Source organism: Verrucomicrobiia bacterium (genome assembly GCA_023953615.1).
Classification (GTDB): domain Bacteria; phylum Verrucomicrobiota; class Verrucomicrobiia; order Limisphaerales; family JADLHS01; genus JADLHS01.
On sequence record JAMLJH010000001.1, the window covers coordinates 150,831 to 175,192 of the forward strand.

Here is a 24,362-nt window from a genome sequence, read left to right on the forward strand (position 1 = left end):
GGGTGCGCTTTCGGTGACAGCCCGAATTTTACTCGCGAATCAATCAGCTCGCTTTCAACTTTGCATCAGTTTCCCTCGGATAGATTCTTCCGGTCAACTCTACGTGAGTCGCATTCGGGATCCGCGCGATGAATTCCTCCCGCAATGATTCTCGTTCGGCCAATTCGTCGGCGAACAATTCGCGATTCATCGCTTGCTTGGCGCACTCGTGGAATTTCTCCAGCGGCACAATCTGCACCGACTCATTCAACTGGCCCCAGAAAACCTCCTGCGAATTTTTTGAGGCCCACCACGGGTAAGCATACTTAGCTTTCGCTTGGGCAATTGCCGTCTTGTTGTCTGTTGCGTTAGTGCCCAACGCGGGTTCATTCTTCAATGGAGCGGTGCCGTTCAGCGGCAACGGCACAATGTTTGTTGCGGTTTCAGAGAACACAACTTTCTGTGCCATGTTTGCCGAATGTTGATCGCGCAGATGGCCGTAAGTCTTCATCGCCAGTGCCCCGCCGTCTTTGTGCCCGAGCCAGCGCGATACCGTGGGAATGTCCACCTCGGATTCGATACACCGAGTTGCAAACAAGTGGCGCAAGTCGTGGTGCGTGAAGCGGGCAATTCCTAGCGTCTTGCAGGCTGAGTTGATTGCCCCCTGGCACTCTTTCACTCGCATGACGGGACTCGCTAGGAATTCCTTTTCGTCACGCTCGCCTCTGATGCGTTCAAGCAATCGGCGCATGTCGGGAATCATCGGCACGCGGCGGATTTCCCAATTCTTCGTTCCGGTGACAGGATCGCCTTGAATCGTGATTTCACCTTTCTCAAAATCGCAATGCTGGCCTTCAACCCGGGCCGCTTCACCCTTCCGGCAACCGCTGAAAGCCAGAAACTCAACGAGGTCGGCGCACTTTCGACCCCATGCGCCATCGGCCTTTCGGATGGTCGCAACCAGTTCGGGAAATTTGTCCTGGGTTGGAAGGTGCAAGACCTTTTGGCGAATTCGTTTCCGCTTGATGTGGGTGGCGGGATTGTCGTAACGCGCGCCCGCTTCAACGGCAATGTCCAAGACCAGTTTGAGCGTGCCGACCGTGTTGTTAAACGCCGAGGGGCTGGCCGTCTGTCCAAAGCGGGCGGCCCATGTGAGACAATCGGTCTTGGAGATTTGAGCAACGTCGGTTTGTTCCAGATCGGGCCACGACTTCAGGAGCGCCGTAATGCGTTCTTCCCGAAAAGCCTTGCTCCGGTCCTTCAGCGAATAATCCCCCTTGAGGCGTTCGCGATAGGTTTCCAGAGCCGCGCCGAAGGTCATCTTGCCTCGTGCGACGGCTTGATGAGCAGCGGCGCGCTGGCGTTCCTCTTTGTGAAAATCTCCCAGCCGCAACTTGGCAACACTGATTCGATCTGTCTTGAGGGATTTCCAAATCAGCTTGCCGCGCACGCGGATTCGCGCATAATAGTTTCCTGATTGAACGTGGCGCACGAGATTGGCCACGGGCGTTTTTTGCCAACGCGGGTCTGCACTATCGGATGAATTGCCATTCATGAAGATAGTATAGAACAGCGGTATAGAAAACGCAAGTAATGATTCGCCGAAAAGCGATAATTACTCAATAAAATCAACCGAACGGAAGGGTGGCTGAGTGGTTAAAGGCATCTGACTCGAAATCAGGAGATGGGGCAACTCATCCGTGGGTTCGAATCCCACCCCTTCCGCCACCCTAAAAACATTGATCACCAAAAGAATGGCAAAGCCAGAGGAGGCAAGTGCCAGTGAAATCAATACCGAGGTAAAACACATTTACCACTCCGGTATTAACGGCCACCGAGGCGCAGAGTCACCGAGAGGCGGGCGAACTACGAGGCACGATGAAGGATGAGGCGAGAGGTGATAGGGCGCATTATCATGCCGGGAGGGACGACTTCCACGTCGTCCCCAACTAATCTGGGATACGATGGAACGTGGCCCTCTCAGAAAAATGCAACCGGTCGGCGCGGGGCGGAGCAGGACTTTTCGGTCGGCGGTAATTCAATCACTGCGGGGTGGTGTCGTGCTCGCGATGGTGGGGCAATCCGAATTCTTTCAATTTTTCCCGCACTTTCAGACGGGTCACCCCCAGCCATTGCGCGGCTTTGGTGATGTTGCCGCGAGCGCGGCGAATGGCTTGCGCGTAAAGTTCAGGTTCGAGATCCGCCAACATCCGGGCGAAAGCATTATGAATTTCACCGCGTTCAACCTGATCCAGCAAAGCCGTGATATAAGCGGCATGAGATTGCGTCGAGGTCGCCACCGGCTCACGCGCCTGGGTGAGCACGTCTTTGACGTGTTCCAGACTGATGGTGTAATCGCGCGCGGTCAAAAGCGCTTTGCGAACGGTGTTCTCCAGCTCGCGCACGTTGCCCGGCCAATTCTGATTTTGCAGATAGGTTATGGCTTCCGGCGCAATGGCGGGCGAGGCGACTCCGGCTTCCGGTCCGTACCGCCGCAGAAAATAGCGGACCATGTCAGGAATGTCTTCCTGGCGTTGCTGGAGCGGCGGAAGTTTGATCGTCACGACACTCAACCGGTAAAACAGGTCTTCGCGAAACAGACGTTCGCGAATGGCGGCTTCCAAATCGCGATGCGTGGCGGCGATGATCCGCACGTCCACGGGAATGTTTTCGCGCCCGCCCACGCGTTGAATCACCTTGTCCTGGAGCACGCGCAGCAGTTTCGCCTGGAGATTGGCGTCCATGTCGCCGATCTCATCCAGAAAAATCGTGCCGCCGCTGGCTTGTTCAAAGCGACCAATCCGCCGCGCGTCCGCGCCGGTGAACGAACCGCGTTCGTGACCGAAGAGTTCGCTTTCCAGCAGCATTTCGGGAATCGCCGCGCAGTTGATGGCGATGAAAGGAGCGTCCGCACGATTGCTGTGCTGGTAAATGGCGCGAGCGATCAATTCCTTGCCGGTGCCGGTGTCGCCACGAATCAAGACGGTGACGGAAGCCGCCGCCACACGCCCGATCTCCTTGTAAATGCCTTGCATGATCCGGCTGTTACCAATGATGGCCGTGCGCCCCGATACGGCCTCGCCCATGTCCACGGGTTCGGACATGAGCCGGCTGCTTTCGAGCGCCTTCGCCATCAGATCGAGCAACTCCTCGACTTCAAACGGTTTGGGCACATAGTCGAAGGCGCCCCATTTGGTGGCTTCGATGGCGACCTCGGTTGAACCGTGCGCCGTGATGAGAATGATGGGCAGCTTGGGCTTGGCTTGGTGCAGTTGGCGGACGAGTTCGAGTCCATCCAGGCCGGGCAAACGAAGGTCCGTGATGACGACATCGAAGGATCGCGCAATGGCTTGCTCCAATCCGGTGTCACCGCGACCCAAGGTGGTGACCTCATAGCCGTTGGCGCGCATCACCTTTTGCAATCCGGAGGCGACGTTCGGGTCATCCTCGACCAGCAGAATGTTAGGCTTGGGTTTCATCGTTTGGCGCGAGCGGAAGTATGATGCTAAAAGTGGTGCCGTGATTCAATTCCGTTTGATAATGAATGACCCCGCCGTGCTGCTCCACAATCCGCGCGGCGATACCCAACCCCAAACCGGTGCCGCTTTCTTTGGTCGTAAAAAACGGATCAAACATCCGCTTTTCAACCTCAGGTGGAATCCCCCGTCCAGTGTCGCTGATCTCCAAAATCATGACCCGGCCGGATTTTCCATCCAGAACGCGTTTCTCAAGATTTGTGCGCAAGCTGATCGTGCCGCCCGTTTCGGTGCTCTCCGCTGCGTTTTGAATCATGTTGATCAGCACCTGCCTCATTTTGTTGGCATCCGCCCGCACCGTTCCGTCCGCATCCAGGTCCAGTTTGAATTGCAGCCCGCGCTGGCTTAGATCGGCGGCCAACAACGCGACGACATCCCGCAGAAGTTTGCCGACGGCAACCGGCTGCAGGTCAGGCTCGGTGGGACGGGCGAATTGCAGGAAGTCCCGGACAATGCGTTCCAACCGATCAATCTCATGCTCGATGACCTCCAAATCCTCGCGATCGGAAGCAGCGGACGGCGACGACGCTTTCAGACTGAAAACACGCACTTTGATGGCCGTCAGCGGATTGCGGATTTCATGGGCAATGCCGGCGGCGAGCACGCCCAACGACGCCAGTTTTTCCTGGCGCTCAATAATCGCGTGGCTTTCGGACAGACCGGTGCGCAACGGTGCGATCAGGCGGCGATAAATCAAAATCAAAATGACGCTTCCGCTCACCAGCAACCCCAACAGTGAGAGCAATAAAAATTGTTGCACCCGCTTCAAAGCGGCATTGGTGTCGGCGACAAACCGTTCGGCGGCGGCGAAATCAGTGGCGACTTCAGTAATCTGAGCGGGGGTGATTTCGGAACGCAACGCGTCAATCTGGCGCCAGGCGATGCGTTCCGCCCAGACCAGCGCGAGGATGATCACCGTGGCGACGAGTAATAATTCAGTGAGGCGAAATGGAATTCTGGCAAGCATGAGCCTGTGGCCGGAAGCGTAGTGACCCCTTAAACCGCGAGCAAAGCAAAAGCGCGCCCCGCGGGTTCGGCCGAGACCGAAGCGCGCGCTTCCGACAACGCGTGCAATCGCTGTCCGGCCACGGTCAACTTCAAGCGGCGTTGCGAAAATGAAACCAATCCCGCGTTTTTCAAAATGAGCGCGATCCGACGAACGGCGGCAGCGGGAAGCTCGCGTGATTCACTTTCCGCGAGCCGCCGATTCACCGTTTCCCGCACTTCGGATTCATTCATCCCATCACTCTGTTCCGACAGCAAACCCAGGATTTGCCGCGTCGCGGTGGATTGCTCGAAATGTCGCAGCAAACTTTCGCACAGCGTTTCATCCATGGCGACGCTGGCCGGAAACATCCCGCTCCGCTGCACTTTGGGCATGGGTTTGATCAAACTGTCGAGCAAGGCAGCGGTCCACTCATCACGCCGATGCGGCGCCAGCACGAGGCGGATGACAAAATCCGCGACGATTACCGCCACCAACGCCACCACGCCCAAAATTAAACTGAATCCGGTCATAACATCACTGACCTTAGCCAACGGTATGCCAACGCAATGAAGCCTTCACTTTGCGGTGAATCGCAACCCCGCGATTCAATCGTGCGGTGGCAGAGTTATACCCCATACCACTGACTCAAATGCAACTCAGCCGCTGCGACAAAACCAACAGCACGCAGGGCGCGGCGATGATTGCACCACTCCGGAAATCGCCTCAGATGGCGATACAAAACAGACCGGACGCGGCATGAAATCGCTCAAGCCAATGGCGCGACGCATAAAAGGTTTGAGAAATCCCGACGAACGAGGCATCAACTCAACTGGCACGCCCTCAGCTAAACGCAAGTGGTTCGTCGGGCCAGCCGTCTGACGAATCGGCCGACTCACGCTCATCAAAGCAAAACGCATGATACTCATCACAAAAAGATCGCCGACCGAACGGACAACGATTCGACCCATGACGGTGTCATCCTGGCAGGAAGAACACAGGGAAATTTCGGTTCGCGCGATTCACAGCAAACGCGACGGAGCTTCCTGCGTGGCGCGATCCTCACGAGCGCCGGCAACCGTGAACCTCACTCACGTTCTATTGCCGCACCGAAAGCTAAAGCGGCCCGAGCGGTGGGAATCAGTCAGGCTATAATCTCTGACCATCGCAATCTGAATGCTCACGAAACCGCACGCGTTGTTGAACACATCGAGCAACACTCCACTCCAAAATCAGCGTCACGGGTTAAAAAATTGAAAAAGTGCGGGACACATCGGCGTTGCGAACCTATAATGTCGCCACAAGCTGCGCTGGTGATTCAAGCGTTTCGAGGTTTGTCGTCTGAAACCACCACGGACCAACGGTGGGATTCAGGCCGGGAGATCAGTACAAACGCGCGTAATTTTGCCCGCACCACCAGCGCAACGCACGACCGGCACGGATCGTGGATCGGAATCGTCCAGGGCAATCAACCGATCCGCAGTTTTACCTTGCGGTAAGTTTACACCGAGCCGACACACGCCAACCGCGCGCTTCAAGGAGTTCGCCGCGGATTGGGCGCAAGAGAAAGGATGGCTTCAGTTTGCTGGGGTCATGAGGAATGAGCGAATGTAGTGGTAACTCAACCGAACACTTGAAACGGCAAAAAGGTAAAACGATATGGCTAAAAACTCCGCACCCAAACCAAAGAATCTCCAGCGCGTCAAACCATTGCGTCCGGCCAAGGACGCCGGACGCGCCAATCATTTGACGAAACGCTCGTCACCCGGAAGGAAATTAAATCGCAGCCGGCGCACGGATCGTTCCTTTGGTTGGTGGGCGCAGCGTGTGAATGGAGCGGCATCCAAACCGCAACTGCTGATTCTGGGCGCTTCGGGCCATGTGGCGCAGGCGTTCTTGCTGCGGCTGGCGGCGCGGCGAAACGACTTCGGCCAGTTGGTGTTGGTGGACCCCAACGACCGGGTGACCCGCAATCCTTATCTGGATCACGGAAGGTTGCACTACGAATTCATCCAGCGCGCGTTTCAGTTTCCGAAGGACACGCCGGCTTACCACGAATTATTACGTCAAAAGCGGATCAACATCGTCGTGGACCTCACCGACCTGGATACGTTGCCGGTGCTGGCCGCAACGGACGAAGTGGGCGTGACCTACGTGAACACGGCGCTGAATGAGGTGAAGCGTGGGATCGCCGAGGTGTTGGCGGATCGGCAATTCAGCCGCAACACGCCGCGCAATGCGCCGCACATCCTCAGCTCGGGCATGAATCCGGGAGTCGTCAATCTTTGGGTCTGGCACGGATTTCGAAACTACGGCGCGCCCAACGAAATCATCCATTTCGAATACGACACTTCCGTGCCCGTTGGCGGCTGGCAACCGATCATCACGTGGTCGCGACAGGAGTTCCTGACCGAAGCGGTTTGGGACAAGACCGGTCAGGTGATCAACGGCGCGTTGCACCTGCACCCCGGCAATTCCCTGGAGCACCGCGAATCATTGGAATCCGTAATGCGACCCGTCATGGAATTACCGGAGTATCCGCAGGGCCTGTTGGTTTTGCACGAGGAAAACGTCAAACTCGGAGCCAAACTCGGCGCCTCTTCCAAATACGTTTATGCCGTCCACCCCAAAACGATGGCTTATCTGGAGGAAAAAAAACGCGCCCACGGCCAGGTGAAAATCGAGGATTTGTTAATCGGCAATAACACCTCCATGCCGTTGGCGGGCGAGGACACGATCGGAGTCTGTCTGGATTATCCGGATCAACGGGTTTACTACCTGCACCGCCTCGCGAACCGCGACGTCACCGGCACCAACGCCACCTGCGCGCAAGTCGCCGTGGGCATGGATGCCGCCCTCTTTGCCCTTACTTTCGAGCCATTGCCGCCGCGCGTCCATTTCGCCAGCGACCTGTACGATACGGTTTATTCCGATGTCGCTTTCGCGGCGTTGCGCGTGGAACACTCCATCTTTGCCAAGACCAACCATTCGCTGGTGCGCACCCGACACGAACCTCGATTGCGACCCGGTCTGCTGGTGGCCGACACATTGGTCGCCGGATAATCCCGGCGCTCATAACACTCGGAATCGTCAAGCTCCCCAACGGTCGAGAACCTGCCGGTCGCGCCGCGGCTGGCACAAATCAAACCGGCACTGGTGGTTAATCAACCGCCAGAGACGCCGCATGGCGTCGCACCGCGACAAACCCGCGTAAATTCGGCCAGTAATTCCCCTGCCCCCAGTTGGCACAATCTCCGCTATAAGACGGCAAACGGTGCAACAGTGCGCCATCAACCGGAGAACCAATATGAAAAAAAACTATCATTACGACTTGGCCACGCCGGGGTTCGCGGTGACGGCGTGGAAAACCGAAACGACGGAATCGCGTCCATGCGATCCGACCCGATTCAGCCCGTTCAAGTTTCGCATCAACGTGCGCCCCGGACGCCAACCGCGCTTGGTGCATCACGGGATACGAAAATTGTGGAAGCCAAACTTTGTCGAAACCATAACTCACAACTGAAAAGGTGATGCCATGAAAATGAGATCAGTGGAAAATCGCATCTTGGTCGTCAGCAACGACTTTACCGTCCGCGAATTGCTGGGGCAAATTCTGGAGGCAGCGGACTTTACCGTCCACCTTGCGGCGCACGGTCGCGAGGCGGTGAAGACCGCACGGACGCATCCGGTCAAAGCGATCATTCTGGATTACCGAACCCCGTTCGATGCCAAGAGTGGCGCGCCGCGTCACGTGAATACCTTGGAGGCATTGACGGATTTGGACCCGTTCCGACCGGTGATCCTGACCTGCAAAGCGGGCGTGGAACTGGATTACCGCTCACGGCTGATGGCGGATTTGATTCTGCGCCATCCGGTGACGTCAGTCGCGCTGTTGGACGGCTTGAAGCTGTTGCTCTCCGAATCGCTAAGGGAGCGGGCGCTCCGGAAATCCGAATACACCATCGCCTCTCGTTAACCGCCAACCAATCATTCACATGCCACCACAAACCAAATCACCAAAACGAACCGCGATGAAGTCAAAAATTCTCGTGATTGACGCCGACCAATCGGTGCGGGTCTCGCTGGAAAAATTGCTTGAAGCGCAAGGCTACGAAGTATTCTCCACGCCCGACGCCCATGAAGCGACGGAGCTTTTCCGCACGCAATCCATTGATCTGGTGGTGCTCGATATCAACCTCGGCACCGGCAACACCTGGGAGCATTTTGATAACATCGCCCTGACCCAGCCGTTCACGCCGACCATCGCCATTACGGCAGAATGGGGGCAACACGAAGAAGCCGTGGACCGGGGCGCGGAAGGATTGATCGAGAAGCCGATTGACGTGCCCGAGTTTCTGAACATGATCCACGAGCTGCTGACCGAAACGCGCGTGACCGGACTGCGCCGCGTGCGCGGCGATGAAACCTACTGTCGTTTCATAGGCCGCCACTACGAACCTTACCTGCGGATGTTGCAACAACGCTATGCCGCTCCGTACCGTTCGGATTCGGATCCCGTTCTGGTCACGAAGGGACCGGTCGAGGAAGCTTCGGACTGGCCGGAACTGGTTCCAGCGGACGCAGCCACACATAATTGATCCGCGCCACCGGCCGGATCAGGCGAAGCAGAGACGCGAAAGGGCTGGAAGCCCGACAGATGATAGCCCAGGGCAACGCCCTGCTAGGCGTAATTTTCCATCCCGATGCACGAACAAACCGGATTGCGGTCACCATACACGTTGTCCACGCGGGCAACAGAAGGCCAGAATTTGTAGTCCAACAACGACGGAACGGGAAACGCCGCGGCTTCGCGGCTGTAAGGACGGTTCCACGCGTCGCTGGCAATCTGGTCGGCGGTGTGGGGAGCGCCTTTGAGCAAATTGTGCTTCGGATCAACAGAACCATTTTCGATGGCGGTCATTTCCGCATGAATCGAAATCATCGCGTCGCAAAAACGGTCCAGCTCATACTTTGATTCACTCTCGGTCGGTTCGACCATGAGCGTGCCGGCGACGGGAAACGACAGCGTCGGCGCATGAAAACCATAATCCATCAGCCGCTTCGCCACGTCCTCGGCGGTGGTGGCTTTGAACCCGCGCAAATCAAGAATACATTCGTGCGCCACCAGATGATTATTCGTGTAGAGCGTGGGGAAATAGGCGGCCAATCGCTTGGAGATGTAGTTGGCGTTGAGGATGGCGTATTGCGTAACCTCGGTTAAACCACGCGCGCCGAGCATGGCGATGTACATCCAGGAAACCGGCAGAATGCTGGCGCTGCCCCACGGCGCGGCGCTGACGGCGCCGATGGGATTTTCGCCGCCCAAATTGACCACGTTGTGACTCGGCAAAAACTCGACAAGGTGTTCAGCCACCGCAATCGGACCGACGCCTGGTCCGCCGCCGCCGTGCGGGATGGCGAAAGTTTTGTGCAAATTCAAATGACAAACATCCGCGCCGATAAAGCCGGGTGACGTATAACCCACTTGCGCATTCATGTTCGCGCCATCCATGTAAAGTTGACCGCCCGCCGCGTGAACAATATTGCAGATTTCACGAATGGTCGCCTCGAACACGCCATGCGTGCTGGGATACGTGACCATGAGACAGGCCAGCGTGTCTTTATGCGCCTCCGCTTTGGCGCGGAGATCCGCCACGTCAATGTTGCCCGCCGCATCGCAGGCGACGGCAACGACCCGCATTCCGGCCATCACGGCGCTGGCGGGATTCGTGCCGTGCGCAGAGGTGGGAATCAAACAAACGTCCCGATGCGCTTCACCGCGTGATGCGTGATAGGCGCGAATGACCAGTAGCCCGGAGTATTCACCCTGCGAACCGGCGTTGGGTTGCAGTGACACGCCAGCCAGTCCGGTGATTTCCGCGAGCCAGGTTTCGAGTTGCTCAAACATCTTCTGGTAGCCGCGCGTTTGGTTGAGGGGTGCAAACGGATGCAGCTTGGCGAACTCGGGCCACGAGACTGGAAACATTTCCGCCGCCGCATTCAACTTCATGGTGCAAGAGCCGAGCGGAATCATGGAAGCGGTGAGCGAGAGATCGCGCGATTCGAGCCGCTTGATGTAGCGCAGCATCTCGGTCTCGGAGTGGTAGCGGTTAAAGACGGGGTGAGTGAGAAATGTAGATTGGCGATTGGCGAATGACGCATGGGCGTTTGACGCGGCATTTTCGTTAGCACCGGGCTGAAGCCCGGCGCTAATGAGAGACAACGGAGCGGTCGAGCCCAATTCGTCCACCATGAAGTTCACTCGCTTATCGCCATTGAAAATCTGCCAAAGCTCAGCGACATCCGCAGCGTTGGTGGTTTCGTCGAGCGAGACGCCAAGGGTGTGCGCGTCAATCAAGCGTAGATTGATGTGATGCGCCTCCGCGATTTTCGCAATATCGGCCGCGCGTTTTTCTCCCAGGTCCACGCGCAACGTGTCGAAACGCGGTTGTTGTCCCAACTGGCAACCGAGTTTTTCCAATCCAGCAGCGAACACTTCGGTCAACGCGTGAACGCGCTGCGCAATCCGCTTCAATCCCTCCGGCCCGTGATAACAGGCGTAGAGCGAGGCCATGTTGGCGAGGAGTGCCTGCGCCGTACAGATGTTGCTGGTGGCTTTCTCGCGGCGGATGTGTTGCTCGCGGGTGCCGAGCGCGAGGCGCAACGCGGGTTTGCCGCGCGCATCCTTGGACACGCCGACGAGGCGACCGGGCATCTGACGTTTGAATTCATCGCGCGTGGCGAAGAACGCGGCGTGCGGGCCGCCGTAACCGAGCGGCACGCCGAAGCGTTGCGCGCTGCCGACGGCGATGTCCGCGCCAAATTCGCCCGGCGGCTTGATGAGCGTGAGCGCGAGCAAATCCGTCGCGACCGTGACCATCGCGCCCGACGCGTGGGCTTTCTCGATGAACGGCGCGTAATCATGGATGGCGCCGAACGTGTCGGGATATTGCACGAGCGCGCCGAACACTTGATCGTGACCCATGAAAGTGTCCACGTTGCCGACGACGGCTTCGATGCCTAACGCCTTGGCGCGGGAAACGACGACTTCAATGGTATGTGGATGGCACGTTTCCGAGATGAAGAAGACATTGCGATTACCTTTGAGCCGGTGCGACATGGTCATGGCTTCCGCCGCCGCCGTGGCTTCATCGAGCATGGAAGCGTTGGCAATGTCGAGCGCGGTTAAATCGGCAACCATCGTTTGGAAATTCAACAGTGCTTCGAGTCGTCCCTGAGAAATCTCGGCCTGGTAAGGCGTGTATTGCGTGTACCAACCGGGGTTTTCGAAGACGTTACGCTGAATGACCGGCGGCGTGATGCAATCGTAATAGCCCATGCCGATGAACGAGCGGAACAACTGATTTTGTGACGCGATGGATTTCAGTTCGCGCAACGCGTCGAACTCGGTTTTGGATTCGGGCAACTGCAACGGCTGGGGCAGGCGAATAGACTTCGGCACGGCCGCGTCCATCAGCGCGTCCAAGGAATCGAAACCGACCACTTGGAGCATGGCGGCGGTTTCCGTGGCGTTCGGGCCGATATGACGGCGGACAAATTGATCCGGATGGTTTAGCAAGGTAATTGCGGGCGCAGCTTCAGCAAGCGACATGAACGAGAGCTTAGATTCGGGCGGCGGGTTGGCAAGATGGATTTATGCTTCCGCGAACCACCGAGGTTGCAGTATTAAAAATTACAACTTTCCGTTTGAGTAAAGTTGATAACGTGCGGCCACCTTCCCCGACTGCACGTCGCCCCGATGCACCAGCACGCCGACGCGTGTGGAGATTTTTTCGCCGCGAGCCAAAACGAACGGTTTGCCGCTCTTGGACGCGACGCGGCGCGGTCCGAAACAGCCATAATCACGCGTCAACCATTGGTGCGGTGATTCATTGGCGGGATGACTGAACATGGTGAGACCTTCCGCCGTCGCGCCTGAGCCGCGCGAAAAATCCACCCACCGCGCGATTTTCATGTTGGTATCCGCTTCCCCGCGTTCGCCCTCGGAATTCACCAAGATGCCGCCGGCAGACGCATTGAACTCGTGGTTGAGCCGGATGAACGGCCAGGCGTAATGGACCGCGTCACTTTGAAACGTGACCGCACCGTAATTCGCCACGAGCGTAAATTCCAGGTCGAGAAAATACTCGCCATTGGTGAGCGCCGTAATGATGATTCGCCGCGTCTCGTCCAACACCGGAATTCTGCCATCGTCCATTTCCCAGATGAGTTGCGCGGTCAACTCGCGTTTCTGCTCCGCCGGCGAAGCATCAGTCAGGGTCAGGCTGACGTGGCGGATGTGATCGCGAAACGGCGGTTGCGGATCTTGTTTGTCGCCGCGACCGGAATAAAGCGCGTTATAGAATGAGACCTGACGTTGTCCCTCCAACTGCACCGTATCCGCAAACCAAAAGGAGCGGTGGTGCGGATAGGGGTCTGGTTTTTCGACGGTCATGGAAGCTCCGGAAGGGCTGCGCACGGGATAGAAGTGCGGCAAATCCCAATTCGTCCCGTAGCTGTAAACCAAGGCTTCCCGACCGCCAATCAAGATGCGCAAACTCCCCTGCCCCGCATCTGACTCGAACGCGATTGCATCCGCCGCGGACGCCCAGCCGCCGCCGCAAAGCGACGCCACCAAGAAAAGAAACAGCCAACGGCACATGGGCGATTAAATTTGCTCGGGTGCCACCCACGGTTTGCGGCGTTCGCGATCGAGGTATTGATTGGCCTCCGCGTCATCGGGGAATTTTTCGCGCACCGGATCCCATTTCAATTTGCGTCCGAGCAAACGCGCGATATTACCGAGGTGACACACCGTGGCCGAACGGTGGCCCGCTTCCACATCCGCCACCGGGCGCTGGCGGGATTTGATGCAATCAAACCAATTGCGCATGTGATCTTCGCTGAAATTCGCCGGCCGTTTTCCCAAGGCCTCCAGCGCCAACTCCTCCGGATCGGATTCCAGAAAGCCGCGTTTGATATTGATCGTGCCGTTTTCACCGACGAATACCGCGCCGCCCATGGTCGCCTCGTCACCCGGCTCGACCACGATGCCGTTGGCGTAGCGAAAGAAGACTTTGGTTTCCATCGCAATGGCGTCTCCGCGCTTTTGACTTTCCGGTTGCGTATAAGTTGGCGGCATAAACTTTTTCCCTTCCGCCCAGACTTCAACCGGACCGGTTTCATCCATGCCCAGCGCGCATTGAATTTGATCCAAACCATGCGCGCCCCAGCCGGTCATTTCACCGCCGGAATACGGTCGAAACGAAAGCCAGCCGGGATTGGCGCGCGGCAGGTAAAGGTCTTGATGGTAGGGCACCGGTTCAACCGGCCCGCACCACATGTCCCAATCCAATTCCGCCGGAATCGGTTGCGCGGGCAGCTTGAATTCCCAAGGACTGGGATAATTGTAGGCGATGACTTTTTTAATTTTCCCGATGCTGCCGTCGCGCACCAGTTTGCAGCCGATGTAGTTTTGCCACATCGAACGCTGGTGGCTGCCGACTTGAAAAACGCGATTGTATTTGCGCGCCGCCTGCACGATCAATCGGCCTTCCCGAATCGTCAGCGTCATCGGCTTCTCGGCGTAAACGTCCTTGCCCGCCTGACAGGAATTTACGCAGATCAAAAGCCGCCAATGCTCGGGCGTGGCGGTAATCACCGCGTCCACGTCCTTGCGCTCCAACAAACGGCGGTAATCTTGATAAGCCACACCGTTGTGTTTTTGCGCGACCTCCCGCGCACGGGGCAGGTTCACATCCGCCACGGCCACCACCTTGCCGACGGGCAACCGCTCCACGCCGCGCAGCAACCCGCCGGCTTGGCGGCCCATGCCAATAAATCCGATGCCAATCCGGTCGTTCGCTCCGGGTTGACTGTTCGCCGCCAGAACGCCGCTGGGCAAAATCTGCGGCAGAGCGGCGCCGGCCAGCAGCAGACTGCTGCGTCCTAAAAAGCTTCTGCGGCTAAGCGGTTCCGCCAGTTGACGTTTTTGTTTTGGTCGCTTCATAATTTCTCCTGTTTTCCATCAATGTCGTCCGTTTTGGCCGTCGCTCACGGAAAGCGGCGGCGCATTGGAAATGGCCTGGGTGAAGGTGGCGTATTGCATTTCCAATTGTGATAGCGTCGGGACGCCGCGATGAATCCAAACGCGATAACGGCAACGCACCGTTTTGCCCGGCGCCAGCGTTTGCTCTTTCACTCCCGGCCAACCAACGCACAACACCCCGTAGTGCCGGGTCAACCATTCGGGCGGAAAACCGGGATGCGTCGGCGCGATAAAAATTGTCGCGCCACTGGGATTTTTTGCTCCGGCAATCTGCGTGGATAAATCCGCCCACGGCAACCGGGCCATCGTCAGGTCCTCCTTGGTTCGTCCGGACGGCACGGTGATCACCGGATCGCCCTCATGCGGAGCAAAGCGCAAAGTTAATCCACCGTAGCTCTTCTCTTCCGCGCCTCGCAAAGTCACCGGCGCCGTGGTCGGCGTCAGCGTCAGTTCCACGTCAATGGCGCGGCCTTCCGCCGTGGCGGGCAGTACGCGAAGCCAGACCTGCTCCGTCAGCACGTTGCGGTCGCCGACCAACCAATGATTTTCCACGGCGCAAATGGCGGCGGCAGCGGAGGTTTCGCGTTTCAACCAATGATCAAATTGGTGGCGGATTCCCTGGAGCAGCCACAGATCGTATTCCTGACCGTCAATTTTCACATACGGCCAGGCCCAGAACAGACCGCGGTGATGGTAATGATCCTTGGGGAAATCATCCGTCAACACCTCGCCATCCAGTCCGTAAAGTGGATGCACGTAACTGCTGCGCGCCCGATCATCCGGCACGTTGGTGCGGCTGATGAGGCCGTAATTGTAAACCAACACCGGTTGATCACCTTCCCACACGCCGAGAGATTTATCGGTGACGTCGGCCAACCGGAAGCCAGCCGCCGAGATTGAACCTACGCCAACCAGCCCCCACACGAGCGCCACGCCCAGCCATCGGCCCCTGGCCGTTGATTCGGCTTTGGCCCCGCGACTGAACTGGCACTGCACAAGTTTCATGGAAACCGGATTGGCCTCGTTGTAACTCCAACGCGCGGTCAACGTAAACGATAAATTGCGTCGGACCGGATAAACTTTTCGTGGCGCGAGGGTCAGGTTTCGCTAAACTGAGCGCGTGAGCAGTCCGAAAAAAAGAGCGTTGAGCGCCGGCTTGCTGGCCATCATCGGGATTTGGGCCTTGGGGCTGACCGGATATTACGTCGCCAAAAATGCCAAGGTGACGCCGGAGAAACTGCAGGCGTTCGTTACCGGCACGGATTTGAGCCGGCTCACCGGCGCCGAGCGCGCGGCGGCCTTGCGGAAAGCGGCGGCCATGCTGAACCGATTGTCGCTCGAAGACCGGCGCGAAATGCGCATGGGACGCGCGGTTGGGGACTGGTTTCAGGAAATGACCGAGGCGGAGAAAGGCGAATTCATCGAGGCCACGTTGCCGACCGGCTTCAAGCAGATGATCGCCGCGTTTGAAGAATTACCGGAGGAGCGCCGGCGGCGCACCGTGGATCAGGCGTTGAAACGGTTGCGCGAGCAGATGCCCCCGCCGCCCGGCCCCGGCGGCACGGACTCAACCAACGCCACCCCGCTGAGTCCCGAACTGGAAGCCAAAGTGCGGACCATCGGTTTGAAAACATTCTACAGCCAAAGCTCGGCGCAAACCAAAGCCGAACTGGCCCCGCTCCTCGAGGAGTTGCAACGCAACATGGAATCCGGCCGATTTCTGCACGGGCGATGAACCGCCGGTTCTTCATTGTGTCCGCTCGAACGCAACCGCGCTTTGCCTTCACGCTCATTGAGTTGTTGGTGGTCATTGCGATCATCGCGATTCTGGCGGCGTTGTTGCTGCCCGCGTTGGGCAAGGCCAAGGAGGCGGGAAAATCCACGGCGTGCATCGGCAATCTGCGGCAGATCGGCATCGCGTTGCAGATATACGTGGATGCAAATCAACAGCGCCTGCCCGTCATGTACGACCAGCCGGTGCTGGGAGACACGAATCAACCGGCGACAAATGCGCTGGCAAGCCCGGACCGGGTCCTGGCCGGGGAACTGGGCAACTTGAACGCGCTGCGGTGTCCATCGGATCAAAAAGAAATTTTTGAGCGCACGAGGTCAAGTTATGCGTGGAATTTCTTCCTGAACGGGAAGCGCGCGGACGATTTATCGGTCATGGAAATGAAATTCGACGCGCACGCGATGCCGGTCTTTTACGACAAAGAGGGATTTCACGCGGCGCGCGGTCGCGGCAAGGAAGTGAATTATCTTTACGCCGACGGACATATCAAGAACCTGCTCGCCATTGAAGGGACCATCCAAAAACCATGATCGAACTCACGCACCTGCATAAAAAATTTGGCGCGCGCACGGCGGTTGGCGACCTGACGCTGGCCGTGCCTGCGGGCGAAATTTTTGGGTTGCTGGGACACAACGGCGCCGGCAAAAGCACCACCATCGGCATGATGCTCGGACAAGTCTGGCCGACCTCGGGCGCGGCCCGGGTATGCGGATTCGATGTCGCCACGCAACGCGCCCGGGCTTTGAAAAAGGTCGGGGCGATTTTCGAGGCGCCTGCGTTTTATGATTATCTGAGCGGCTGGCGCAATCTGGAAATTCTCAGTCACTACACCGCGCCCACTTCAAAGCAACGCATCCAGGAAGTCGTGGACTGGGTGGGATTGACCGGTCGCGAGCACGGCCACGTGCGCACCTATTCACACGGCATGCGCGCGCGACTGGCGCTGGCGCAAGCCTTGTTGCCGCAACCGGAACTGCTCATCCTTGACGAGCCGGGCAGCGGTTTGGACCCCGAGGGCATCGCCGAAATGCGCCACATCATTCTGCGGCTGCATCGTGAACTGCGACTGACCATCCTGCTTTCCTCGCATCTGCTTACCGAGGTCGAACAGCTTTGCTCACGGATCGCGGTACTGCATCGCGGCGAAAAAGTTTTTGACGGCACGATTGCGGAGGTGAAGGCGACCCGCGGCCGGGTGGCGTTGCGCACCCGGGATTTCAACGCCGCAGTGGCGCTGTTGCGCAAACAGGATTTGATCCTGGACAGCGACGGCACGGAACAGCTACGCCTCAAAGACGGCGTGGCGATTGCCGATATCGCGCGGGTGCTGGTTCAAGCCGGTCACGATGTTTCCGGCCTCTGGGGGCGCGAACAAACCCTGGAGGATTTTTATCTGCAACTGGTCAAGGCGGCCCCCAATCCATCCAACTGACATGTTCCTGGCGCAACTGAAAAACGAACTTTGGAAACTCTTCGGCAAAAAGCGCACGTATATCGGCTTTGGCGCCTTTCTGCTGGCGCAACTGGCCATGCTCCTCGCGTTCAAATTCACCCGCTGGCAGGGCGACATGGAACGGTTGCTGGCGGGCAACGGCTATCTGGCGGAGGAATTCATTTCAGCGCTGACCGTCGCGGTGGTGATGATCCTGCCCCAGATCGTTCTGCTCATGCCGCTGTACGTCACGCTGGTCGGCGGCGATCTGGTCGCCAAGGAAACCGAGGACGGCACGTTGCGGATGATTCTGTCGCGTCCGATTTCACGCAGCCGTTTGCTGTTCGTCAAATGGGTGGCGGGAATCATTTTTGCCGCCGTCTTGGTGGCGGCGCTGGGCGCAACCGCGCTGGGGATGGCGCGACTGTTTTTCCCGTGGAAAGGATTGTTCGTTTTCGTTCCGGGACAAGCCTTCAACATTCTCGGCGCGTCGGAAGGCTCCATCCGTTTTCTGGTGGCGCACATTTTTCTCATCATCAACGCCGGCACCATGCTGTCCATCGCGTTCATGTTCTCCTGCTTCAACATGAAACCGGCGGCGGCCACCATCCTCGCGCTGTCCTACATGTTTGTGAACCTGGTCATGGAAGGCATTCCGTTTTTTGACCGCTATCAAAACTGGTTTATCACCCACCATTTTCGTTCCTGGTTGATGGTCTTTTCTGACCCGATACCCATCTGGAGAATCGCGCAATCCGAGTGCCTGCTGCTGGCCGCGACCGCCACGGTTTTTGTCATTGGCGCGACGGCCTTTCAGGTGCGCGACATCAAATCGTAGTCGCGCGAGCTGGCCCGCTGTTTCGTTGCGATCCGGCGGATTGCGAACGGTTGGAATCGGCTTCCGCCCTTCCAACCCCACGCCACAACATATCCCGCTATGGACTGAATTACGCCCCAAGTAATGGTATTTTTCTCCGCAAAAAACCTAAATTAACATTGTGCGCGAACGCCTAATTATTTAGAATCCCGCGTCGGTTTTCAGGAGTTGGAGTTTCTGACCGGCACCACTGTTTTTATGGCGAACGAAACCGAAGTACTTACTGAAAATTTAACCACCACCACTCCCGCGGTAAAAACCGATTATGACGCTTCCAAGCTGTCGCAATTGAAAGGCCTGGAGGCCGTCCGCAAGAAGCCCGGAATGTACATCGGCGGCACCGATGAACGCGCGCTGCATCATTGCGTGAGCGAGGTGCTGGACAACTCCGTGGACGAACATCTGGCGGGTTACTGTTCCCGCATCGAAGTCACCATTCATGTGGATGGCTCGATCTCCATCCGGGACAATGGCCGGGGCATTCCGGTGGACATCAACAAGGAATCCGGTCTGCCCGGTGTGGAACTGGTGCTGACCACGCTTCACTCCGGCGGCAAATATGGTCAGGGCGGTTACAAATTTTCCGGCGGCACGCACGGCGTCGGGGCCAAATGCGTGAACGCGGTCTCCGAATGGTTCGAGGTGGAAGTCTCGCGCGGCGGACAAATCCATCACATGGAATTTGAGCGCGGCAAAACGATCAAGAAACTGGAAGTCATCGGAAAAGCGAAAGGCACGGGCACGCTGATCAAGTTCATGCCCGATCCCGAAATCTTCCACGAGACCATCGAGTTCAAGACGAACATCATCGCGCAACGTCTGCGCGAGCTTGCGTTTCTGAATTCCGGTCTGGAAATCATCTTCACCGATGAGCGCCAGGCGAACGCCGAACCGGAACGGTTTTATTATCAGAGCGGCGTCGAGGAGTTCGTCAAGCAGTTGAACAAAAACCGGGAGGTGCTGCATCCCAAACCCATCGCGTTTCAGAAAGAAACCAAGGAAACGCTCGACAACAAGGAAATCGAAGTCCACGTCGAGGTGGTGATGCAATACAACGACAGCTACAACGACCAGGTGTTGTGTTACACGAACACCATCTACAATCCCGACGGCGGGGCGCACCTGTCCGGCTTCCGCAGCGCCTTGACCCGCGCGGTCAATCAGTACGCCAAGACCAATGAGCTGTTGAAGGACAAGGACCCGCAAATCACCGGCGACGACGTGCGCGAAGGTTTAACCGCCGTGATTTCCGTAAAACACAGCGATCCTAAATTCGAGTCGCAGACCAAGGTCAAACTGCTCTCGCCCGAGGTTGAACGCATCGTCGGCTCGGTGACCTACGAAGGGCTGATGACTTATTTCGACGCCAATCCGCCGATTGCGAAGCGCATCTTTGAAAAAGGACTCAACGCCGCCCGCGCGCGGGAAGCCGCGCGAAAAGCCCGCGAGGCGGTGCGGAAATCCGCGCTGACCGGTGGCGGCCTGCCCGGCAAACTGGCAGATTGCTCTGATCGCGATCCGGAGAACACCGAGCTATACATCGTCGAGGGCGATTCCGCGGGCGGCTCCGCGAAACAAGGCCGCGACCGGAAGTTCCAGGCCATTCTGCCGATTCGCGGGAAATTGATCAACGTGGAGAAGGCGCGGCTCGACAAGGTTCTGCACAACAACGAAATCCGGACCATGATTACGGCCATTGGCACGGGTATCGGCACCGGTGAGGAAGAGGAAAAGGAGGAAGGCAAATTCGACCTCAGCAAGTTGCGCTATCACAAAATCATCATCATGACCGATGCGGACGTGGACGGTTCGCACATCCGCACCCTGCTGCTGACGTTCTTCTACCGCCAGATGCCGCAACTGGTGAAACAAGGCTTCGTCTATATCGCCCAACCGCCGCTCTACTCGATCACCCGCAAGAAAAAAACCGATTACATCGCCGATGAAGCGCAGTTGAACCGCATCCTGCTGCAAAACGGCATCGAGGAAGTGCGGTTGAAAAATCTGTCTGACGGGCACGAATTCACGCCGACGCAGTTGGAGGAAATTCTGACCCTGCTCGAATCGCTGGACAAACACGTAACGCACATCAAGCGACTCGGCGGCGATTTTGCCGATTATGTCGAACGGCGCGGCCCGGAAGGCGCGTTGCCGCAAACCATGATCAAAATCCGCGAGGGCAACGACGAAACCGTTCACTACTTCCGCAACCTCACCGAGGTGGAGGAGTTCAAGGCCGCCAACAACGATTTGTTCGGGGGCGACACGGAAGTCGAGCGGAAGAAGGACGCGCCAACGCGCCGCGCCAAAATTTCCGATCTCCGCCTGGAGAGCAAGGCCATCGCGGATTTGCTCGGCAAACTGAACAAGAAAGGTTTGGCGGCGGATCACTACGCCGCGCAGGACAAACCGCTGTTTGAACTGGTTGAGGGCGAAGGCGACCGCGCCTCCGTCACGCCGCTATTCTGCATTCCGGAAATTCTGTCGGGCGTGAAAGCCGTCGGTAAGAAAGGCATCCAGATGTATCGCTTCAAGGGCTTGGGCGAAATGGACGCAAAGGAGCTTTTTGAAACGACGATGAATCCCGCCAAGCGCAAACTGCTGCGGATTGATCTGACGAACGCCGTGGAGGCCGAAGAAATGTTTGTCCGGCTGATGGGCGATGAGGTCGAGCCGCGCCGCCAGTTCATCGAGGACAATGCGCTGAACGTGCGGAATCTGGATGTGTGAAAAAATTCGCTTATTGACGCCATGACGCGCCACCATGACAACCGTTTATCGGTGAGAAACTATCGTGAGGCATTGGAAGGTGTAGAGACTCAGTTCGCGCTTATTCGTTTCGCTCTGAGCGCCCTTTCTCAAAATGCAATTAAGGGCTTTTTTAAGACACGCCTACACAATCAGATCGGTGCTATCAGTCAAGCCTTTGCGAAGATTAAAGTAGGCGCACAGGATGATGAGATGGCGAAGTGGAATCAGACCGAGGAGATGTTGTTAGAATACACAAAGAAGAAGCATCGGAAGGATTCCAAACCGTCTGACACGCGGTTCAAGATAGAACTGTCTGAGGATCGCTTAAACCAAAGCGAGTTGCTTCTTTTTGTAGCCCATTTTGAGTCGTTCATGAAGGAGGTTCACCGGACGTTTCTCACCGCCGCTCCAGCAAAAGTCTTTAGCAAGCGCGATACGAAGTTTATGCTTCGTGAAGCTTTTCAGGACGGGGCTGGCGGCTGTTTCAGTAAGTTTCTAAATGAGCTAATCATCAAGGAGGTGAAGTTTTTAGACTCACAGCGCGTAGAGAGACGTGCCGAATATTTTGCAGAACATTTCGGTGTTTCGTTTGGGGCACAGAAGGAGGTAGATGACTTGAGGGAAATTATGGACACAAGAAACAAGATTTCTCATGAGATTTACTGCCCGCCTCCTCGCAGTGCGGAACATGTGAGAGATCAGCCTTTGGTGTCAGATCAGATGCTCAAGCAAGCGCGTCAGCTTTTCAGAGATATTCCCCAACGCTGCATTGAGGCTGGGGCGAAAGTCTATCAGTCGTATTTTCGATGATGAAACCGAACAAGTGCATGAAACCAGACTTTGATTCAGCATTGAAGGCGCACTTCGCCGCCATTGCCAACCGGGACATTCAGGCGTTCAAGTCGCACCTGTCTCTGGGTGATACGCTTTACACGATTGTTCAGAACGGTCACGCCTTTAAGACGCCAGCGGAGACCATCGCCATTCACGAGCAGTGGTTCAAGGATACGAATTGGACTTGGAACGGCTCGGTTGTCCATAAGGTCGTCGGCGCGGACATGGCGATGGCGCTCGTGCGCTACACGTATCAACCTAACCCGGAAACCGCGCCATTCGAGACGTGGCTCGTTTACGTTTTCCAGTTGCAGGCAGGCGCGTGGCGAATCGTCCACGACCAAAATACCGCCCTTGATTTCCACGCTTTCGCCCGCGCCGCAGGGATCAATTTGCAGGAGAAAAATAAATGTTGATGAATGTAGTCACATGAGACTACATTGAGGCGTATGAAAACAAAACGACAGGCGGCGCTCTACAAACAAAAGCCCAAGTCGCTGGGCCTCGAACCGGAATCGCCCGGGCCAGCGGCCTTGAGCGAGGCGGTGGCGCTGCCGGGCGTGGGGCTGACCATCCCGGTGCGCGCGGCCAAAGCCAAGCTTTCGGCGCTGCTCGAAATGGTCGCGAGCGGGCAGGAAGTTACGATCACGTCGGATGGCAAACCGAAGGCGGTTTTGTCGCCGGTGGGTCGGCGCGCGGCGCAGAAAGTTTTCACGGGCATGGGAGATCATCTTAAATCCATGCCCATGCAAACCAAAGGGCCGTTCGCCGATGAAATTGTCCGCACCGACCGCGACGGTCGCGGTTGGTGATTATGTATCTCGACACAGGCATCCTGGTGAAACTGCTGACGCCCGAAACGGAGTCGTCGTTCTTTGAACGCGAACTGGTCGGTCACACGGTGGTTTCATCGGAACTTGCCTTGGTCGAAGTCAAATCGGCGTTGTTTGCAAAAGAACGCGCCGGAATCATCACGGCGGCGCAACGGGCAAAGGCGGAAACAAAATTTGCGGCGATGGTGGCGGATGGTATTTTTAGGCTTATCAGTTTTGACAGCCACACATTGCGCAAATCCGTGCAAGTCATTCAGGCGTGTCAGCCGAAAGTGCCGTTGCGGGCGTTGGATGCGCTGCACGTTGCCGCGTGCGATTTGGCGCAGGAATTTCCGCTTTGCACGACGGATGCGCGGATGCACGCGGCGGCGCGGGCAATGCACATTCCGGTGTTCCCGGAGCAACTGCCGTTGGAAATTTAGAGCGATGCCATGCCGACGATTTATGTCATTGCCAGACCGAATGGCGTGGGGAAAACCACCTTCGCCAACCGTTATTTGCCGAATACAATCAAAGAATTGGAATTTGTGAACGCTGATTTGATTGCCCGGGGGCTTGCGCCTTACGCGCCGGAATCCGCTTCCATTGAAGCGGGGCGCGTGGCTTTGCAACGTATCCGACATTTGATTGCGGCGAGCCAATCGTTCACTTGGGAAACCACCATGAGTGGACGGAGCGCGGTCGGTTGGTTGAAGGCGGCGAAACAGAGCGGTTACGTGATAAAGGGATATTTTCTATGGGTGGCCGATGTGGAGATGACTTTGCACCGCATCCGTCGGCGCGTTATCGAGGGTGGTCACTTAATTGAACCGGAGATTTCACGACGGCGGTTCTTCAAAACCATCCAGAACTTTTTTACCATTTACCGTCCGCTTTTTGATTCGTGGCGCTTGTTTGAGAACGACGCAACACCGCATTTGCTGGCTTTGACAAAAGCCGGACGCATGGTGGTGCGCGATCCGCAACGGTTTGAACGCATCCTATTGGAAGCCGAGATTGGGTTATGAAAACGAACTACGAAATTCTTGACGACACGATGCTGGACGCTGAAGACCTCGCAGCCGAGCGCGACCTACAACTTGCGGCGGTGGATTCCATCCGCCGCGCCCGACAATTCGGCATAACCTGGGTGACGCGCGAAGACGGTAAAATCAAAGAAATTCCGCCTGAACAAACCGCGCCGTATGAAAATCGCCTGCTCGCCAGTGCCGAAAAATTGAATCAACGCATCCAATTTTTGAAACAATCCGAAGCAAGCAATTATTCGCTCAACGACCAGCCGCCGCTACAATAAT

General features: G+C 57.1%; 23 protein-coding genes, 1 tRNA gene and 1 pseudogene. 17 read left to right on the plus strand and 8 right to left on the minus strand.

Annotation, left to right across the window (positions count from 1 at the left end):
• Nucleotides 1-43: 43 nt before the first annotated feature.
• On the minus strand, nt 44-1,300 hold the full coding sequence (locus M9920_00610; GenBank protein ID MCO5050794.1) for a site-specific integrase: 1,257 nt from the start codon (nt 1,298-1,300) through the stop codon (nt 44-46).
• 317 nt (nt 1,301-1,617) lie between these two features.
• Here M9920_00610 and M9920_00615 point away from each other — a divergent pair.
• Nucleotides 1,618-1,707, plus strand: a tRNA-Ser gene (locus tag M9920_00615).
• 314 nt (nt 1,708-2,021) lie between these two features.
• On the opposite strand, the gene M9920_00620 is transcribed toward M9920_00615, so the two are convergent.
• Genes M9920_00620 through M9920_00630 form a run of 3 tightly spaced genes read right to left on the minus strand, consistent with a single transcriptional unit; the run spans nt 2,022 to nt 5,033 of the window.
• Nucleotides 2,022-3,458: a sigma-54 dependent transcriptional regulator gene (locus M9920_00620; protein ID MCO5050795.1), complete on the minus strand. Its 1,437-nt coding sequence runs from the start codon at nt 3,456-3,458 to the stop codon at nt 2,022-2,024.
• Complete coding sequence (locus M9920_00625; protein ID MCO5050796.1) at nt 3,442-4,482, minus strand: ATP-binding protein; 1,041 nt, start codon at nt 4,480-4,482, stop codon at nt 3,442-3,444. The genes M9920_00620 and M9920_00625 overlap by 17 nt, the downstream gene beginning before the upstream one ends.
• A 29-nt stretch (nt 4,483-4,511) precedes the next feature.
• Nucleotides 4,512-5,033 (minus strand): hypothetical protein, encoded by a 522-nt coding sequence (locus M9920_00630; protein MCO5050797.1) that lies wholly within the window; start codon nt 5,031-5,033, stop codon nt 4,512-4,514.
• Nucleotides 5,034-5,792: 759 nt separating this feature from the next.
• On the opposite strand from M9920_00630, the gene M9920_00635 reads away from it, so the two are divergent.
• The 5 genes from M9920_00635 to M9920_00655 all read left to right on the plus strand — a co-directional run bounded on the left by M9920_00635 (nt 5,793) and on the right by M9920_00655 (nt 9,098).
• On the plus strand, nt 5,793-5,999 hold the full coding sequence (locus M9920_00635) for a hypothetical protein (GenBank protein MCO5050798.1): 207 nt from the start codon (nt 5,793-5,795) through the stop codon (nt 5,997-5,999).
• A gap of 160 nt (nt 6,000-6,159) precedes the next feature.
• On the plus strand, nt 6,160-7,563 hold the full coding sequence (locus M9920_00640; protein ID MCO5050799.1) for a saccharopine dehydrogenase NADP-binding domain-containing protein: 1,404 nt from the start codon (nt 6,160-6,162) through the stop codon (nt 7,561-7,563).
• Nucleotides 7,564-7,807: 244 nt separating this feature from the next.
• Entirely contained in the window at nt 7,808-8,023 is a 216-nt protein-coding gene (locus M9920_00645) for a hypothetical protein (GenBank protein ID MCO5050800.1), read from the plus strand.
• Between the two features lie 12 nt (nt 8,024-8,035).
• On the plus strand, nt 8,036-8,476 hold the full coding sequence (locus M9920_00650; protein MCO5050801.1) for a hypothetical protein: 441 nt from the start codon (nt 8,036-8,038) through the stop codon (nt 8,474-8,476).
• Between the two features lie 55 nt (nt 8,477-8,531).
• Nucleotides 8,532-9,098, plus strand: a complete 567-nt coding sequence (locus M9920_00655; protein ID MCO5050802.1) for a response regulator — start codon at nt 8,532-8,534, stop codon at nt 9,096-9,098.
• A gap of 83 nt (nt 9,099-9,181) precedes the next feature.
• Here the strand turns inward: M9920_00655 and gcvP are convergent, their stop codons facing one another.
• The 4 genes from gcvP to M9920_00675 form a co-directional block, all read right to left on the minus strand.
• Nucleotides 9,182-12,112: an aminomethyl-transferring glycine dehydrogenase gene (gcvP, locus tag M9920_00660; GenBank protein ID MCO5050803.1), complete on the minus strand. Its 2,931-nt coding sequence runs from the start codon at nt 12,110-12,112 to the stop codon at nt 9,182-9,184.
• An 81-nt stretch (nt 12,113-12,193) separates the two neighbouring features.
• Nucleotides 12,194-13,162, minus strand: coding sequence for a PmoA family protein (locus M9920_00665; GenBank protein ID MCO5050804.1), 969 nt, complete (start codon nt 13,160-13,162; stop codon nt 12,194-12,196).
• Between the two features lie 6 nt (nt 13,163-13,168).
• Nucleotides 13,169-14,509 carry a Gfo/Idh/MocA family oxidoreductase gene (locus M9920_00670; GenBank protein ID MCO5050805.1) on the minus strand — a complete coding sequence of 447 codons (1,341 nt, stop codon included), beginning with the start codon at nt 14,507-14,509 and terminating at the stop codon, nt 13,169-13,171.
• An 18-nt stretch (nt 14,510-14,527) separates the two neighbouring features.
• Complete coding sequence (locus M9920_00675; protein MCO5050806.1) at nt 14,528-15,553, minus strand: PmoA family protein; 1,026 nt, start codon at nt 15,551-15,553, stop codon at nt 14,528-14,530.
• 115 nt (nt 15,554-15,668) lie between these two features.
• Here M9920_00675 and M9920_00680 point away from each other — a divergent pair, with 115 nt between their 5' ends.
• From M9920_00680 to M9920_00730, 11 genes and pseudogenes are all read left to right on the plus strand, one after another.
• Nucleotides 15,669-16,283 carry a hypothetical protein gene (locus tag M9920_00680; GenBank protein MCO5050807.1) on the plus strand — a complete coding sequence of 205 codons (615 nt, stop codon included), beginning with the start codon at nt 15,669-15,671 and terminating at the stop codon, nt 16,281-16,283.
• Nucleotides 16,280-16,492, plus strand: a pseudogene (locus tag M9920_00685) (DUF1559 domain-containing protein). Before M9920_00680 ends, M9920_00685 begins: the two are co-directional and overlap by 4 nt.
• Before the next feature lie 374 nt (nt 16,493-16,866).
• The gene (locus M9920_00690) at nt 16,867-17,772 is read left to right on the plus strand and encodes an ABC transporter ATP-binding protein (protein MCO5050808.1); all 906 of its coding nucleotides are present in this window, start codon (nt 16,867-16,869) and stop codon (nt 17,770-17,772) included.
• A gap of 1 nt (nt 17,773) precedes the next feature.
• Nucleotides 17,774-18,610, plus strand: a complete 837-nt coding sequence (locus M9920_00695) for an ABC transporter permease (protein ID MCO5050809.1) — start codon at nt 17,774-17,776, stop codon at nt 18,608-18,610.
• Between the two features lie 237 nt (nt 18,611-18,847).
• Entirely contained in the window at nt 18,848-21,379 is a 2,532-nt protein-coding gene (gene gyrB, locus M9920_00700; protein MCO5050810.1) for a DNA topoisomerase (ATP-hydrolyzing) subunit B, read from the plus strand.
• Nucleotides 21,380-21,400: 21 nt separating this feature from the next.
• The gene (locus tag M9920_00705) at nt 21,401-22,210 is read left to right on the plus strand and encodes a hypothetical protein (GenBank protein MCO5050811.1); all 810 of its coding nucleotides are present in this window, start codon (nt 21,401-21,403) and stop codon (nt 22,208-22,210) included.
• A gap of 17 nt (nt 22,211-22,227) precedes the next feature.
• Nucleotides 22,228-22,650 (plus strand): nuclear transport factor 2 family protein, encoded by a 423-nt coding sequence (locus M9920_00710; GenBank protein ID MCO5050812.1) that lies wholly within the window; start codon nt 22,228-22,230, stop codon nt 22,648-22,650.
• A gap of 33 nt (nt 22,651-22,683) precedes the next feature.
• Nucleotides 22,684-23,046 carry a type II toxin-antitoxin system prevent-host-death family antitoxin gene (locus M9920_00715; GenBank protein MCO5050813.1) on the plus strand — a complete coding sequence of 121 codons (363 nt, stop codon included), beginning with the start codon at nt 22,684-22,686 and terminating at the stop codon, nt 23,044-23,046.
• Between the two features lie 2 nt (nt 23,047-23,048).
• Nucleotides 23,049-23,489, plus strand: a complete 441-nt coding sequence (locus M9920_00720; protein MCO5050814.1) for a type II toxin-antitoxin system VapC family toxin — start codon at nt 23,049-23,051, stop codon at nt 23,487-23,489.
• A gap of 9 nt (nt 23,490-23,498) precedes the next feature.
• Nucleotides 23,499-24,074 carry a hypothetical protein gene (locus M9920_00725; GenBank protein MCO5050815.1) on the plus strand — a complete coding sequence of 192 codons (576 nt, stop codon included), beginning with the start codon at nt 23,499-23,501 and terminating at the stop codon, nt 24,072-24,074.
• The gene (locus M9920_00730; GenBank protein ID MCO5050816.1) at nt 24,071-24,361 is read left to right on the plus strand and encodes a hypothetical protein; all 291 of its coding nucleotides are present in this window, start codon (nt 24,071-24,073) and stop codon (nt 24,359-24,361) included. The genes M9920_00725 and M9920_00730 overlap by 4 nt, the downstream gene beginning before the upstream one ends.
• The last annotated feature ends 1 nt before the right edge of the window (nt 24,362 follow it).

Excerpts from the sequence above, each read along its gene's own strand:
- M9920_00610 (MCO5050794.1), bottom strand. The coding sequence starts at position 1,300 with ATGACCTTCGGCGCGGCTCTGGAAACCTATCGCGAACGCCTCAAGGGG.
- M9920_00620 (MCO5050795.1), bottom strand. The coding sequence starts at position 3,458 with ATGAAACCCAAGCCTAACATTCTGCTGGTCGAGGATGACCCGAACGTC.
- M9920_00625 (MCO5050796.1), bottom strand. The coding sequence starts at position 4,482 with ATGCTTGCCAGAATTCCATTTCGCCTCACTGAATTATTACTCGTCGCC.
- M9920_00630 (MCO5050797.1), bottom strand. The coding sequence starts at position 5,033 with ATGACCGGATTCAGTTTAATTTTGGGCGTGGTGGCGTTGGTGGCGGTA.
- M9920_00635 (MCO5050798.1), top strand. The coding sequence starts at position 5,793 with ATGTCGCCACAAGCTGCGCTGGTGATTCAAGCGTTTCGAGGTTTGTCG.
- M9920_00640 (MCO5050799.1), top strand. The coding sequence starts at position 6,160 with ATGGCTAAAAACTCCGCACCCAAACCAAAGAATCTCCAGCGCGTCAAA.
- M9920_00645 (MCO5050800.1), top strand. The coding sequence starts at position 7,808 with ATGAAAAAAAACTATCATTACGACTTGGCCACGCCGGGGTTCGCGGTG.
- M9920_00650 (MCO5050801.1), top strand. The coding sequence starts at position 8,036 with ATGAAAATGAGATCAGTGGAAAATCGCATCTTGGTCGTCAGCAACGAC.
- M9920_00655 (MCO5050802.1), top strand. The coding sequence starts at position 8,532 with ATGAAGTCAAAAATTCTCGTGATTGACGCCGACCAATCGGTGCGGGTC.
- gcvP (MCO5050803.1), bottom strand. The coding sequence starts at position 12,112 with ATGTCGCTTGCTGAAGCTGCGCCCGCAATTACCTTGCTAAACCATCCG.
- M9920_00665 (MCO5050804.1), bottom strand. The coding sequence starts at position 13,162 with ATGTGCCGTTGGCTGTTTCTTTTCTTGGTGGCGTCGCTTTGCGGCGGC.
- M9920_00670 (MCO5050805.1), bottom strand. The coding sequence starts at position 14,509 with ATGAAGCGACCAAAACAAAAACGTCAACTGGCGGAACCGCTTAGCCGC.
- M9920_00675 (MCO5050806.1), bottom strand. The coding sequence starts at position 15,553 with ATGAAACTTGTGCAGTGCCAGTTCAGTCGCGGGGCCAAAGCCGAATCA.
- M9920_00690 (MCO5050808.1), top strand. The coding sequence starts at position 16,867 with ATGATCGAACTCACGCACCTGCATAAAAAATTTGGCGCGCGCACGGCG.
- M9920_00695 (MCO5050809.1), top strand. The coding sequence starts at position 17,774 with ATGTTCCTGGCGCAACTGAAAAACGAACTTTGGAAACTCTTCGGCAAA.
- gyrB (MCO5050810.1), top strand. The coding sequence starts at position 18,848 with ATGGCGAACGAAACCGAAGTACTTACTGAAAATTTAACCACCACCACT.
- M9920_00705 (MCO5050811.1), top strand. The coding sequence starts at position 21,401 with ATGACGCGCCACCATGACAACCGTTTATCGGTGAGAAACTATCGTGAG.
- M9920_00710 (MCO5050812.1), top strand. The coding sequence starts at position 22,228 with ATGAAACCAGACTTTGATTCAGCATTGAAGGCGCACTTCGCCGCCATT.
- M9920_00715 (MCO5050813.1), top strand. The coding sequence starts at position 22,684 with ATGAAAACAAAACGACAGGCGGCGCTCTACAAACAAAAGCCCAAGTCG.
- M9920_00720 (MCO5050814.1), top strand. The coding sequence starts at position 23,049 with ATGTATCTCGACACAGGCATCCTGGTGAAACTGCTGACGCCCGAAACG.
- M9920_00725 (MCO5050815.1), top strand. The coding sequence starts at position 23,499 with ATGCCGACGATTTATGTCATTGCCAGACCGAATGGCGTGGGGAAAACC.
- M9920_00730 (MCO5050816.1), top strand. The coding sequence starts at position 24,071 with ATGAAAACGAACTACGAAATTCTTGACGACACGATGCTGGACGCTGAA.